This window comes from Rhodococcus sp. KBW08 (assembly GCF_003852455.1).
Classification (GTDB): Bacteria; Actinomycetota; Actinomycetes; order Mycobacteriales; family Mycobacteriaceae; genus Rhodococcus_F; species Rhodococcus_F baikonurensis.
This window is the reverse complement of sequence record NZ_QAJJ01000017.1, coordinates 452,910-465,828: the sequence shown is the minus strand read 5'-3', so window position 1 is coordinate 465,828 and position 12,919 is coordinate 452,910. Positions and strand designations below refer to the sequence as shown.

The following is a 12,919-nucleotide window of genomic DNA, read 5'->3' as shown; positions in this document are numbered from 1 at the left end:
GGTCGTGACCCTGCGCCTATACGACACCGGTACGCGGGCCCTTCGGGATTTTGTTCCGTTGGCCCCCGGACATGCATCGGTGTACCTGTGTGGGGCGACAGTTCAGGGTGATCCTCACATCGGACACGTTCGCAGCGGCGTCGCTTTCGACGTGCTGCGACGCTGGCTGTTGGCGCACGGCAACGACGTTGCCTTCGTGCGCAACGTGACGGACATCGACGACAAGATTCTCAACAAGGCCGCCGACGCCGGTCGACCTTGGTGGGAGTGGGCGACGACGTTCGAGCGTTCGTTCACGTGGGCCTACGACCAACTGGGTGTGCTGCCGCCGTCCATCGAGCCACGGGCCACCGGTCACGTGACGCAGATGGTCGAGATGATGGAACGCCTGATCGAGAACGGTCACGCGTACGCGGCGGGCGGCGACGTCTACTTCGACGTGCAGAGCTATCCCGAGTACGGCGCACTGTCCGGCCACAAACTCGACGACGTTCATCAGGGCGAGAGTGCCGCCGAGGGAAAGCGTGATCCTCGCGACTTCACACTCTGGAAGGCCGTGAAGCCCGGTGAGCCCTCGTGGCCGACACCGTGGGGACCCGGCCGTCCAGGCTGGCACCTCGAGTGCTCGGCCATGGCGGAGTTCTACCTCGGGGCGGCATTCGACATCCATTGTGGTGGACGCGATCTCGTCTTCCCGCACCACGAGAACGAAATTGCGCAGGCCAAGTGTGCCGGCGACGATTTCGCTCAGTACTGGTTGCACAACGGCTGGGTCACGATGAGTGGCGAGAAGATGTCCAAGTCGTTGGGCAATGTTCTCTCGGTGCCGAACGTGCTCAAGAAGGTTCGTCCGCAAGAACTTCGGTACTACCTCGGTAGTGCGCACTACCGTTCCAATCTCGAGTACTCGGACGAGGCGTTGGACGAAAGCGCGAAGTCCTACCAGGGGCTGGAGTCGTTCGTCCTGCGCACACACAAGCGTGCGGGTGGCGTCGAACTCGGCACGTGGACCGAAGGTTTCGCGGCGGCTCTCGACAACGACTTGTCGGTGCCGATCGCGTTGGCCGAGATTCACGGCAAGGCGAGCGAGGGTAATTCCGCGCTCGCTGCCGGTGATCTCGACGCGGCTCGGGTGGCTGCCGGTCAGGTGCGGGCCATGCTCGCGATCCTGGGCGTCGACCCACTCGACGAGCATTGGACGCAGTCCGGTGGCGACACCGAGACGGCAATGGAAGCTTTGGACGTGTTGGTGCGGGCCGATCTCGATCGTCGGCAGCAGGCACGTACGGAAAAGAACTGGGCGGTGGCGGACGAGGTCCGCGATCGCCTCATCAAGGCGGGTATCGAAGTAACCGATACTCCCGACGGACCCGAATGGTCCCTTAAGGCAGGGCAGTAACAATGGCTGGAAACTCGAGCAGGCGCGGCGCAGTCCGTAAGGGCGGCACCAAGAAGGGCCAGGTTGCCGGTTCCGGCGGTAAGCACCGTCGCGGTCTCGAAGGGCGTGGCGCTACGCCGCCCGCCGAGGCACGCACCAAGCATCCCGCGGCAAAGCGTGCAGCGCGCGCCGCACGTGCCGACGAGAAGCAGGGCCGCGGTGGCCGTCCGGGTCCGGGCCGCAAGGTTCTCGACGGTCCCGAGACAGTGCTCGGACGCAACCCGGTGGTCGAGTGCCTACGCGCCGGCGTTCCGGCGACGGCACTGTGGGTCGCCGTCGGCACCGAGAGCGACGATCGACTGAAGGAATCCGTTCAGCTCGCTGCGGACGCCGGAATCTCCATCCTCGAAGTGCCCCGCACCGATCTGGATCGCCTCAGCGCCAACGGCCTTCACCAGGGCATCGCCCTGCAGGTTCCGCCGTACCGCTACGCGCACCCGGACGATCTTCTGTCCGAGGCACGCAAGCATGCCGAGCCGCCGCTGCTCGTCGCGCTGGACAACATCACCGATCCCCGCAACCTGGGTGCCGTTGTGCGCTCGGTCGCAGCTTTCGGTGGACACGGCGTCGTGATTCCGGAGCGTCGCAGCGCGAGCGTGAGTGCTGTCGCTTGGCGTACCAGCGCCGGTGCTGCCGCTCGTCTGCCGATCGCTCGGGCCACCAACCTCACTCGTACGCTCAAGGACTGGGCGTCGAAGGGTGTTCAGGTCGTCGGTCTCGACGCCGAAGGTGACACGACCCTCGACGATTTCGACGGCAGCGGTCCCGTGGTGATCGTTGTCGGTTCCGAGGGCAAGGGCCTTTCGCGCCTCGTCCGCGAGAACTGCGACGCGATCCTGTCCATTCCGATGGCCGGTCCGGTCGAGTCGCTCAACGCCTCGGTTGCTGCCGGAGTCGTCCTGGCGGACATCGCCCGCAGGCGTCGTAGCAGCTGAGTTGTAACGGCTTTCAGGTGAGCCTGGCGGGCATCTAGCTCCGTACCGACCAGGCTTCCCAGAGCGCAGCGTAGGAACCGTCCGCGCCGATCAGTTCGTCATGTGTCCCGCTCTCGACTACGCGGCCACCGCTCATGACGAGTATCCGATCGGCGCGGACTGCTTGGCTCAGGCGGTGCGCTATCACCACGGCAGTCCTGCCGCTGACCGCAAGCTCGGCTGCCTGATCGAGAAGACCTGCTGCGGTGGTTCCGGCTTCGGCGGTCGCCTCGTCGAGGATCACGACTGGCGGATCGAGCAGAGCCAGTCGGACGAGGGCTATGTGCTGTGCCTGCGCCGCCGTCAACTGGTACCCGCCGGCCCCGACCCTGGTCTCGAGCCCGTCCGGAAGCTCGTGAATCCATTGAGCTTTCATTCCTTCGACGGCTTCGACGATCTTCGCGTCGTCCGAATCTGGTGCACACAACCGGAGATCGTCGGCGATCGTCCCGACGAATACGTGAACTTCCTGGCTGACCAGGACGACTTTGTGTCGAAGTTCGGCGTCACTCAGGTCGTCAATCGGTGTGCCGTCGACGGTGATTCGCCCGTTCCCGACGGGAATGATTCCCGCAATCAGTTTGGCGAGTGTGGTTTTTCCGGCACCACTGCTGCCGACGACGGCGATTCGTTCCCCCGGTGCAATCGAGATCGAGATCGAATCGATCACCGGGGTGGACTGGTCGTACGAGTACGAAACCCGGTCCACCTCGACGCCGATGGGTTCGGACCGAGCCGAGACAGGAATGCTCGCGGGACGCCCCGGCATCGCGGTGACGCCGATCAGGCGAGCCAGGCTGGCACCCGCATCCTGCAATTCGTCGATGTTCGAGAGAAATACCGCGATGGGGCTGAACAGACTGTGGAAGTAGAGGGCAGCGGCGGTAGCGGCCCCGATGGACACCGATCCAGTGGTCACGAGCCAGTAGCCGACGCTCAGGACCGCGGCGAGTCCGAGCAGTTCGGCGCCGTTGAGTTGGGCGAAGAAGTTGGTACGCAATCGAACTGCCTGCATGTCGAAGCTGATGGCATACTCGGAGGTCGCGGCGATTCTGCCGATGTGCTCGTCAGTTCTCCGCAGGGCAGTGACAGTGCCTGCGCCACCGAGGGTTTCGATGAGCTGCTGCCCTCGCCTGGCCTGCGCGGCGCGAGAGCGTCGGTAGACGGGTCCGGAGCGTCGGAGGAAATGTCGGAGAGCGAAGTAATGAATCGGCGCAACGGCAACGATTGCCACGGTGAAGCGCCAATCGATCACTCCCACACCGACAAGCGTCAATGAAATCATGAACAGGGCAGACACCGTTGCGGGCAGCACCCGGGCGATGACAGTGTTGACAGCTTCGACATCACCCGAGACCCGAGAAATCAGATCACCGGTTCCGGCATCCTCGACCAGCGACGACGGTTGCGCGAGCGTAGCGGCGAACACGTCCTCCCGAAGATCGGCCAGCACGTTCTGCGCGACATTCGCGAGAAGCTGTGTGCTCCACCAGGTCAGCGCAACCCCGGCTGCCGCTGCACCGAGCATGAACGCGGTGATGCGCAGGAGCGCGGCAAACGGTTTGCCCTCTGTGACCGCATCGACCATGAGTCCGAGCAACGCCGGGGTGGACAATCCGCAGGCTGTGGCGGAGAGAAGTACGACGGTCGTGAGTGCGAGAGCTCGCTTACGTGGCCGAAGCAGTGCCATCAATGCGCGGACGGTCTGCTTGGTCGACGCGATCGGCAGGGCAGATGCAGGCGGAACAACAGATGCATCCGGAAGGGTATCGGTCACAGTGTGTCTCCTCCCCGAGCGTCGTCGTCGATCGTGACGACACGGTCACACGAATGGAGCAAGGTCGGACTCGAGGTGATCACCAGTATGGCCTTGTCGGGAAAGTTTCTCAGCGAGTGTGCAATTCGATGCTCGGTGACAGAATCCACGGAAGTGGTGGGTTCGTGAAGGACCAGGATCGGCTGCGGTTGATGGAGAGCGCGGGCGAGAAGTAGTCGTTGACGCTGACCTCCGGAGAGCTTCTTTCCCTGCTCACCGACCTCGGAGTGGTGGCCGTCGGGCAGATGTGTCAACACGTCGTCGAGCGCCGATGACGTCATTGCCGACGAGTCGACGCTCGGTGCTGCCAGATTGTCGAAGACGGTACCGGTGAACACGGTTCCTTCATGGGCGGAGACGAACACCTGATCGCGAACTGCGTCCGGACCGAGTTCGGTTGCATCGGTGCCGAGTACGAAATATCGGTTGGGGCCCAGCGGCGTCTGAAAGGCGAGTTGCAGTGCCAGTCGGTGAGCGGAATCGTCAGCGCGCACGCCCACCACTTCTCCGCGGCGAGCCGAGACGACCGTTCCGTTGTCGGTCGAGATCAGCAGGGCGTCTTCACTTCTGTCGGAGTCGATCGCGGCCGTGGAGTGCAGCGATTCGATCAGGTGTGGCTCGGCCAGCAGTTCGGACAGTCTGCGCGCGGAGCCTCGCTTTGCGGCGAGTTCGGCACCGAAGAATCCCAGCGTTTCCATCGGCCCGGCAATCACCCTGCTCAGTCCGACCACGGTGACGAAGTTGCCCACGGTGATCGTGCCTTGATGCGCCATCCACGCCGCCCCCAAGGCGACCGACGCCAGTACCAACGCCGAGACCCCGGAATTCAGCGCGGTCAGGCTGGACATCGCTCGGACCGTCCGGATCGCTGCCTTCATGGATTCGCGGCTTGCGTGCACGTAGCGCGACAGTGCGGTGGGTTCGGCCCCGAAACCTTTCAGTACCCGCAGGCCCAGCGTGAAATCCGTTGCCAGCGTTCCTGCCTCGGCTGCCTTCTTCTGCTCTGCATACACACGCTCGTCCAGCGGACCGCTGATCTTGTGGATGAAGGCGAGTTGCGCAGCCGTGATGAGAACGACGATCAGCGCGAGCGGCCAGGAGACGAAGGCAAGCGAAATCACTGCCGCGGCGAGCCCTGCGAAAGCCGAGCCCTGCTCGGCGACAACCCAGGAAAAGCCCGAGACGTGTGAGGCATCCGAGGTGGAGATGGTGAGAACTTCACCCGTCGAACGCTGAGCTTTCATGCCTCTGGCGTCGAGTACCCGTCTGGCTGCATTCAGTCGTAGGTCGTGTTCGCCGTAGACGAAGACCTGTGTGTTCAGGCGAACCGCGATTCGCCACGACAGAGCAAGTCCGACGAACAGAGCACACAGCACCGCAAGCCACACGAGAAGTGCTGTGCTGTCGGACTTTCCGATTGCCCGGTCGACGACGGTGCCGATCAGCACCGGAATGAGGGCTTGAGCTACCTGATACGACGCCTGCCCTGCGACGGCTGCGACCAACCGCGGTCCGCGTCCGGAGGAGAACGATCCGATTTTGATCATCTCGATCGGACCGGTACGAGTTTCGGGCAGCGCTGACACTCGTGAAACTCCTCGCCCAGATCTGAACACTCGTTGTGCAGTTCTACGGTAGAGCCGGTGTGAGTGCGGAAAGTGCTCGCAGATGCCAAGGGCTACGCGGCAGCGGACAGATGGAGGATCGAGACCCCATTACCGGGATCATGACTCGATATACCTGCTTGGTCGAAACAAAGTACGTTTGCGAAGAGAGCTGACAGAAGATGAAAAGCACTATCCGAATAGTGGCTGCGGTGGCCGCAATTGCCCTGCTCGCAGGATGCCAGAGCAGCACCGAGTCAACAGCGTCGGAGGACGCGACGCAGTTGGCCGAGGCCGGCGCGCTGCCCGTTACCGTTGATCATGCGTACGGCTCGACCACCATCGAGACCGAACCTCAGCGGATCGTGACCATCGGCTGGAACAGCCAGGATTCGGTCCTCGCGCTGGGCAAGACGCCCGTCGCCATGGAGTCGTTCAGTGGGGCAGGCTTGGAGAACGGAATCCTGCCCTGGGACGAAGAATTGTTGGGCGATGTCGAACCCACGTTGCTCGACAGCACTTCCGGTGTGCCGTTCGAGCAGATCCTGGCGTTGGAGCCGGACGTGATCATCGCGGTGGTCTCGGGAATCACCGAAGACGACTATGCACGTCTTTCTCAGATCGCACCCACGATTCCGTTCAAGGAGACCGCATGGGCGACTACGTGGCAGGAGCAGTTGTCGACCATCGGTTCAGTACTCGGACAACCGAAGCGGGCGGCTGAGCTGATCGAGGAAACCGACGATTCCATCGCCGACCTGGCTGCGGGCTCCCCGAATCTGAACGGGAAAACCCTGACCTTCCTGTCGGGAAACATCGACGGCCTCACCAACTACTGCGCTGACGACGGCAGAGTCATCCTGATGTTCCAGCTCGGGCTGAAGCAGTCGGCCGGAAGCGCCGAACTGTGCGGCGACACCCAGGGATCGGTGACTGCATCGCGCGAACAGTACAACGAACTGGACGCGGACGTGATCGTGCTCAACGACGCGAGTGGTCAGGGGCTCCCCGGGTTGATGGGGGACAAGTTGTTTGCCGACCTGCCGGCAGTCAAGGACGGCAGGCTGATTCAGCAGCTCGGTCTGGCACGAGTCATGGCCTTGGCTTCACCCACGTCGCTGAGCGTCAAATATGCCTTCGCCGAACTGGTCTCGAAGATGAACGGGTTCTGACCAGCTGATGCTTCTGAACAGCTAGGCCGATAATTCGCACGCGTCCGAGTAATAGTTCTTCGGTGTCCGTCCGGTGACCTTGCGGAACACGCTGGTGAAGGCGCTGGGGGTTTCGTATCCGACGCGACGGCTCACCGTCGAAACGGGAACGCCCGCAGCGAGGTAGGACATCGCGGCGCGGACGCGAACTTGAATTCTCCACTCGGTGAAGGACATCCCCGTGCCCTGAGAGAACACGCGGCTCAGGGTGCGGGGGCTTCCACCGACCACATAGGCCCAATCGGCAAGCCCGCGTTGATCGGCGGGGTCGGCGATCAAGCGGCGTGCAACGGCGAGGGCCCGGGGATCGGCGGGCATCGGCACCGCGACATCGGCTGCCTCGATGGGTGCGAGGGTGTCGAAGACTACTGATTCGGCCCGCAAGCGCGCTTCGGTCGGCATGTTTCGCTGGTGCAGATGGATGAGCATCGTCTTGACCACGTCGTCTATGCCGATGATCGCGGGTTTGGTCCACGGGTGGGGAAACGACTCGGGCCGGAAGTAGGTGAAGCGTGCCTCGGTGGATGCGCCGAGCGTGATGCGGCGTGGGGTTCCAGCCGGAATCCACATGCCGACCGTCGGTGGGATCTGCCAACGAACGTCGTCGATATACGCGCTCATCTCTCCGGAAGCGCCCCACAGGAGTTCATGTTCGGGATGGCGGATCTCGCGCCACACCCGCTTCTGATCGCGCCCGATGGTGGACGTCGTCATGGCGAAGGGGAGCGGTACGTACCGGCCCGCCGGCACAGCCCAGTACGGAAATCCTGTGGAACTCATCGATGGATCATACCGCGAATGACTTAGGTAATGCTTTCCTATTTGGTTGTTCGATGCAGAGCGCGACGGAGTGCGATCGCGACAAAAGTTCGAGGGTGGCACCGAGTCCGAAGATTCGATGCCACCCTCGATCACATTCCCCGACGGAGTGTTCTTGGTGGAGCGGGTGAATCAGCTGCCGTTGGCCAGGACACCGCTGATGATGTCTGAGATGAAGCCGGCCGGGTTGTCCAGGATGGAGGAGCCGGCCGAACCGGTTCCGCCCTCGCCGTCAGAAGAGCCGAAGCCCAGATCTGCAGAGCCCGATGCGGCCGCCTCGCCGGGGTTCTTGGCACGGATCTTGGCGTAGACGCCGCTGATGTTCTGGTCGGTGCCCCACAGCGAGATGCCGATGGAGCTGGGGAGCTCGACGTAAGTTCCCGGTTGTGCGTTGTCTGGAACCAGGTAGCTCACCTCGAAAGTGACCGTCTTGCTGCCGGTGATCGAGACATTCCAACCCGCATCGGGGATGGTGACGGTGCGCGCCGCATTGTCGACTGTGGGGGAGACCTTCTCGGTTTTCTGAGTCAGCCCGAGAAAGTGCCAGGAATCGATCGAGGCGCTGTCCTTGATGTATGTGTATCCGGCCGGAAAGCGGTCCACGAATTTGTTGACGAAGAAGTCCGGATGGCCGTTGGCCGAAACTGTCGTGCGGACAGTCAATTTCCCGCCGGGCGCCACTTCTCCGTCGCCCACGACGCTCTTGGTGATCGTGACCTGGTTCGAAGTCACGGTGCTGGTCTTCGGGTGCGCGGTATCTGCGTGCGCAGCGCCGGTGCTGATGAGAAGTCCGCTGGTTGCAAGCGCAGCGATTGCTACTCCGGTGAGTGTTTTCCGCATTGAAAAACGTGACATGAAATTCTCCGTTCGAGGGGTTCACGCTGACGGCGATGGGATGACTCTTCAAAGGTTGCGCCGTGGTAACCATTGAAACCTATCGGACGCTTGCCTATGCGTCAGTTCGGCAGAATTTACGGAAAAGTCCGAATTGAGAGGACTTTTTCGATGTTGATTGCCTGCTGTTAACTGATTGGCGATCAATTCGGCGAAAAGCTGGGCGAATGTCCAGGTCGACTGTATCGTACTTCGAGAGTCGGGTTGCAACAAGTTCCAGTAATCAACGAATTCGGTTGTCCTGGAACCTTTAAGTGTGGAGATTATTCGTGGCAAAGTTTGGATCGAGGAATCGTTGTCTGTCCACCGTCGGAGCTGGTTTGGGGGTGATCGCTCTGGCCGTGGGTGCAAGCGCGCTGGGCGCGGGAGTCGCGACTGCCGAGACCGCAACTTCTGGTGCCTACACATTTACTCGCACCGTGGACAATGCGTCCCCGAAGATCGGTGACACGATCACCTACACGACAGTGTCGAAGAAGAGCGGAATCGACGGATATATCAGCAGGTTCACCGAGACGCATGCCGCATGCTTGACCTTTGTCCCGGGCTCGGCGAAGGTCACGAAGTTTCACGTCGGTGGGACGATGACCGAAACCACTGAAACGCCGGAACTGACGGCCACGACGCTCGAGGTGACCAGTGCCGGCTGGATCAACAACGGCAGCAAGCCGGTGACCATGAAGACCAGTTACACGGTCACTGCTTCGTGTGCGCCGGGAACCGTGTACGGAAGTGGATTGGCGGTAGGTGCCACGGTGATGGGCAACGGATTCCAGTCGAGTGCGAATTTCGCCAACGTGGGACCGTCCATCACTGTCCGCGCCGCGGATGTGGTCGATCCGGTTGACCCGGTCGATCCCGTTGATCCGGTTGATCCAGTCGATCCCACTGGCCCCGGAACCGGTGGCGGAACCGGATCGCTCGGCTCGTTGAGCGGTGGCCTGGGTTCCCTCAGCGGCCTGTTCGGCTCGAGTTAGCCGAGAATTGTGAAACGGCGGGCCGAGACTGTCGAAGTCTCGGCCCGCCGCGGTCGTTCGGTGATCAGGTGTTCAAATCTCGAGGCGCTCAGCCGAATTCGATGGAGGTATTGATTTCTTCCACCTGGTTGGAGGTCTGCATGTTCGTCGTGTCGGTGAACTGGTTTGCGAAGCTGACCAGGTAGACCGGCGAGTTGTCGTCGGCTTGGTAAGCAACGACTGTCATGACGGCGTAGAGCGGAACGTCCAGGTTTGGCGCTGTCCAGGTTCCGGAGAGGCGGAACCCCTGCTGTCCGTCGACGTCGATCTCGGTGTACTTCACCTCGGTCCATCCGTCGAGGGTGGCGATGGTTTCACGCGCAGCGGCAAGAACCTCGTCTTTTGTTGCGGTGCCTTGGTTTTCGACCGTCACCGTGGTGTTGGGCATGAAACCGCTGGGTTCCTGGCTGTTGCTGGACAACGCATCCGTAACGCCGGCAGGGATGTTCTCGCCGTGAGTCCAGCTCGGCGGGAGGCTGACGCTGATGCTCGGCGCTTCGGGGTCGTCGCCGGTTTCGATCGTCGTCCGTTCACCGATGAACGGTGTCCCGTCCCGCAAGGTTGGCGTCGCGGCAGCGGCAGACGATGAGGATGCAGAACTTTCGGAAGCAGTGGTCTCACTGGTGTTGGTATCACTGGAGACTGCGTCTCCGCTTTCCGAACTGCTGCATCCGGACAGGACGAGTGCAGCAGTGATCAGTGACGCTATTCCGAGAGCAAGTGTGCTGCTCTTAGGGCTCATAGTGTGACAGTCCTTCAGGTTCTGGCGACGGCCGAGCGCCGCCGGCCGCATAGCTGGCGCGGCTGAGACTATCAGCGCTAGGACGGCCGAGTAGTGGCCTTCAAGGTAATAGTGCTGCCGGGGCGCAGCTGTGCCAACGACGCAATCCCCGCGTCGGAAACGACGGCGATGACCGGATATCCGCCGGTCACGGGATGGTCGGCCAGAAACACGACGGGCTGTCCGCCCGGCGGCACCTGGATGGATCCCATCACGACGCCTTCGCTCGGCAGTTCCTCGGTGCGCGAGCGATGCAAAGGCCCCTGGCCCTGTAACCGGATGCCGACTCGGTTGGTGTGTTCGGTGACTTTCCATGTCGTGTGAAGGAGCGCGTGAACGGATGCGGCGGTGAACCAGGAATTTCGGGGGCCGAGCGTGATCTCGATCGGAACTGGGCCGAGCGCAGGTGCCGGCGGTGGAATCAATTCTTCGGTGGGCCACGTCCCTTCTTCGGCCCCGAGGAGGAGTAGATCGCCGGCGGCGAGCGGCGGAGGCCCGAGTCCGGAGAGTGTGTCGGTGGATCTGCTGCCGAGTACCTGTGGGACGTCGACGCCACCGCGTGCAGAGATGTACGTTCTCAACCCGGTTGTGCTGTAACCCAATTCGAGAATGCTGCCGCCGCCCAGGTGGATGCTCGCGTAGTCAGGTGCCGGCTGTCCGTCGACGGTCAGCGGCACTCGCGCGCCTGTCGCTGCCACCGTCATCGAACCGACGGCCCGCATAGCGAAACCCCCAGTGGTGACTTCGATGGTTGCTGCTCGAAAAGTGTTGCCTACGAGTCTGTTAGCGCTGTCGTGCGAGACCATGTCGACGGCGCCGGATCTGCCGACCCCGAGGGCGCCGTAGCCCGTCCGCCCGCGGTCCTGAACTGTGGCGAGCGGGCCGGTACGCACTACCTCGAGCCAGGCCATGAATCCATTCTCCCGCAACAACGCGGTGAAGACACCAAAATCATGCTTGCACCAAAATCATGCACGGACAAACGTGACTGTGGTGCCGGGTAGAAGCAATGCCGGCGGTCGACGCTCGGCATCCCACACCGACAGTTCCGTCGTTCCGATCAACTGCCAGCCACCCGGGGAACTGCGCGGGTAGACGCCCGAGAACGGTCCGGCCAACCCGACTGCACCAGCCGGGACCTGCCTGCGAGGGTCCGATCGACGTGGAACCTCGAGCTTTCTCTCGTTGCTGGTCAGATATGCGAAGCCAGGGGCGAAACCGATGAACGCGACGGTCCACGACGCAGCCGTGTGAGCATCGATCACACCGTCGACCCCGAGTCCGGTCAGCTTGCCCACCTCTACGAGATCGGCGCCGTCGTAGCGGACCGGAATCTCGACAGCAGGCCCACTCTCATCTGCTGTGAGTTCGATCGGTACTGCCCCACGGACCCATTTCTCCACGAGTTTGTGTCCGGTGATCGCGTTGTCGTACTCGATCAATATGGTTCGCGCCGCGGGAATCAGGTCGATCACTCCGGGGATCCGACTGGCGTCGAGAGCCCTGAAGTTGCCCAGCACGCTCGGCAGTTCGTCGTATTCGACGAGGACTGCGGATTCACCGGCTGGCAGGATCGTGATCATGTGAAGGGCGTGATCTCGACGTCGGAGGATTCGAGGAGAGCGCGGATCGCTGCGGCCATGTCGACAGCTGCCGGGCTGTCACCGTGGACGCACACCGATGCTGCGGCGACTTTCACCGTGCTTCCGTCGACTGCGTCCAACTCGCCGTCGACGACCATTCGCCGAACCCGTTCTGCAACCAGCGTCGGGTCGTGCAGAACGGCGCCGGACTCGGTGCGGGGAACCAGGGTGCCTTCCGCCGTGTACGCGCGATCGGCAAAAGCCTCGGCGACGATCTCGAGGCCGGCCTCTCGAGCCTCTTCCAGAAACACCGAACCCGGTAGTCCGAGAACGGGTAGCGAACTGTCGTAGGCGACGACAGCGGCGACGACCGCCCGTGCTTGCCGACGGTGATGGACTATTGCGTTGTAAAGCGCGCCGTGGGGTTTGACGTACGTGACCCGCGATCCGGAGACACGAGCCAAACCGTCGAGCGCCCCTATTTGATAAATGACGTCGGCGGTGAGGTCCTTCGGGGACATGTCGATGAAGCGTCTCCCGAAACCGGCGAGGTCTCGGTAACCCACCTGCGCGCCGATCCGCACGCCGCGGGTGGCTGCGGATTCGCAAGTCGCCAACAGCGTTGTCGGGTCCCCGGCATGGAATCCGCAGGCGATGTTCGCGCTGGTGACAAGTTCGAGCATGGCGTCGTCGTCGCCCAGGGTCCAGGCTCCGAAGCCCTCGCCGAGGTCGCTGTTCAGATCAACGCTGTAGCCCATACCTCGATTCTAGGTACATGAGCTT

Annotated in this window: 12 protein-coding genes; 4 read left to right on the top strand and 8 right to left on the bottom strand. The window is 62.5% G+C overall.

Translation table 11 applies throughout. From position 1 onward, the window contains the following. Positions 1-4: 4 nt before the first annotated feature. Together cysS and rlmB are read left to right on the top strand one after the other, a co-directional pair. On the top strand, positions 5-1,399 hold the full coding sequence (gene cysS / locus DBV08_RS22755) for a cysteine--tRNA ligase (protein WP_095970890.1): 1,395 nt from the start codon (positions 5-7) through the stop codon (positions 1,397-1,399). Positions 1,400-1,401: 2 nt separating this feature from the next. Beyond that, a complete protein-coding gene (gene rlmB / locus DBV08_RS22750; RefSeq protein ID WP_003945749.1) occupies positions 1,402-2,373 on the top strand; it encodes a 23S rRNA (guanosine(2251)-2'-O)-methyltransferase RlmB in 972 nt (323 codons plus the stop codon). 34 nt (positions 2,374-2,407) lie between these two features. Here the strand turns inward: rlmB and DBV08_RS22745 are convergent, their stop codons facing one another. Next, positions 2,408-4,189 (bottom strand): ABC transporter ATP-binding protein, encoded by a 1,782-nt coding sequence (locus DBV08_RS22745; protein WP_124568915.1) that lies wholly within the window; start codon positions 4,187-4,189, stop codon positions 2,408-2,410. Continuing rightward, positions 4,186-5,814 (bottom strand): ABC transporter ATP-binding protein, encoded by a 1,629-nt coding sequence (locus DBV08_RS22740; RefSeq protein ID WP_124568914.1) that lies wholly within the window; start codon positions 5,812-5,814, stop codon positions 4,186-4,188. The genes DBV08_RS22745 and DBV08_RS22740 overlap by 4 nt, the downstream gene beginning before the upstream one ends. Before the next feature lie 200 nt (positions 5,815-6,014). On the opposite strand from DBV08_RS22740, the gene DBV08_RS22735 reads away from it, so the two are divergent. Beyond that, positions 6,015-7,004 (top strand): iron-siderophore ABC transporter substrate-binding protein, encoded by a 990-nt coding sequence (locus tag DBV08_RS22735; RefSeq protein WP_260395712.1) that lies wholly within the window; start codon positions 6,015-6,017, stop codon positions 7,002-7,004. A gap of 21 nt (positions 7,005-7,025) precedes the next feature. On the opposite strand, the gene DBV08_RS22730 is transcribed toward DBV08_RS22735, so the two are convergent. Further along, positions 7,026-7,823 carry an AraC family transcriptional regulator gene (locus DBV08_RS22730; RefSeq protein WP_020968391.1) on the bottom strand — a complete coding sequence of 266 codons (798 nt, stop codon included), beginning with the start codon at positions 7,821-7,823 and terminating at the stop codon, positions 7,026-7,028. A 171-nt stretch (positions 7,824-7,994) separates the two neighbouring features. Next, a complete protein-coding gene (locus DBV08_RS22725; protein ID WP_234036732.1) occupies positions 7,995-8,717 on the bottom strand; it encodes a hypothetical protein in 723 nt (240 codons plus the stop codon). A 308-nt stretch (positions 8,718-9,025) separates the two neighbouring features. On the opposite strand from DBV08_RS22725, the gene DBV08_RS22720 reads away from it, so the two are divergent. After that, the gene (locus DBV08_RS22720) at positions 9,026-9,733 is read left to right on the top strand and encodes a hypothetical protein (protein ID WP_260395711.1); all 708 of its coding nucleotides are present in this window, start codon (positions 9,026-9,028) and stop codon (positions 9,731-9,733) included. An 88-nt stretch (positions 9,734-9,821) separates the two neighbouring features. Here the strand turns inward: DBV08_RS22720 and DBV08_RS22715 are convergent, their stop codons facing one another. The 4 genes from DBV08_RS22715 to DBV08_RS22700 all read right to left on the bottom strand — a co-directional run bounded on the left by DBV08_RS22715 (position 9,822) and on the right by DBV08_RS22700 (position 12,894). Beyond that, positions 9,822-10,514, bottom strand: a complete 693-nt coding sequence (locus DBV08_RS22715; RefSeq protein WP_058039314.1) for an LpqN/LpqT family lipoprotein — start codon at positions 10,512-10,514, stop codon at positions 9,822-9,824. Positions 10,515-10,591: 77 nt separating this feature from the next. Then, complete coding sequence (locus DBV08_RS22710) at positions 10,592-11,464, bottom strand: biotin-dependent carboxyltransferase family protein (RefSeq protein WP_124568913.1); 873 nt, start codon at positions 11,462-11,464, stop codon at positions 10,592-10,594. 57 nt (positions 11,465-11,521) lie between these two features. Continuing rightward, complete coding sequence (gene pxpB, locus DBV08_RS22705) at positions 11,522-12,136, bottom strand: 5-oxoprolinase subunit PxpB (protein WP_124568912.1); 615 nt, start codon at positions 12,134-12,136, stop codon at positions 11,522-11,524. Further along, positions 12,133-12,894, bottom strand: a complete 762-nt coding sequence (locus DBV08_RS22700) for a LamB/YcsF family protein (RefSeq protein WP_124568911.1) — start codon at positions 12,892-12,894, stop codon at positions 12,133-12,135. The genes pxpB and DBV08_RS22700 overlap by 4 nt, the downstream gene beginning before the upstream one ends. Between the last annotated feature and the right edge of the window lie 25 nt (positions 12,895-12,919).

Coding starts and splice junctions, on each gene's coding strand:
- DBV08_RS22735 (WP_260395712.1), top strand. CDS start 6,015: ATGAAAAGCACTATCCGAATAGTGGCTGCGGTGGCCGCAATTGCCCTG.
- DBV08_RS22725 (WP_234036732.1), bottom strand. CDS start 8,717: ATGTCACGTTTTTCAATGCGGAAAACACTCACCGGAGTAGCAATCGCT.
- rlmB (WP_003945749.1), top strand. CDS start 1,402: ATGGCTGGAAACTCGAGCAGGCGCGGCGCAGTCCGTAAGGGCGGCACC.
- pxpB (WP_124568912.1), bottom strand. CDS start 12,136: ATGATCACGATCCTGCCAGCCGGTGAATCCGCAGTCCTCGTCGAATAC.
- DBV08_RS22730 (WP_020968391.1), bottom strand. CDS start 7,823: ATGAGTTCCACAGGATTTCCGTACTGGGCTGTGCCGGCGGGCCGGTAC.
- DBV08_RS22710 (WP_124568913.1), bottom strand. CDS start 11,464: ATGGCCTGGCTCGAGGTAGTGCGTACCGGCCCGCTCGCCACAGTTCAG.
- DBV08_RS22700 (WP_124568911.1), bottom strand. CDS start 12,894: ATGGGCTACAGCGTTGATCTGAACAGCGACCTCGGCGAGGGCTTCGGA.
- DBV08_RS22715 (WP_058039314.1), bottom strand. CDS start 10,514: ATGAGCCCTAAGAGCAGCACACTTGCTCTCGGAATAGCGTCACTGATC.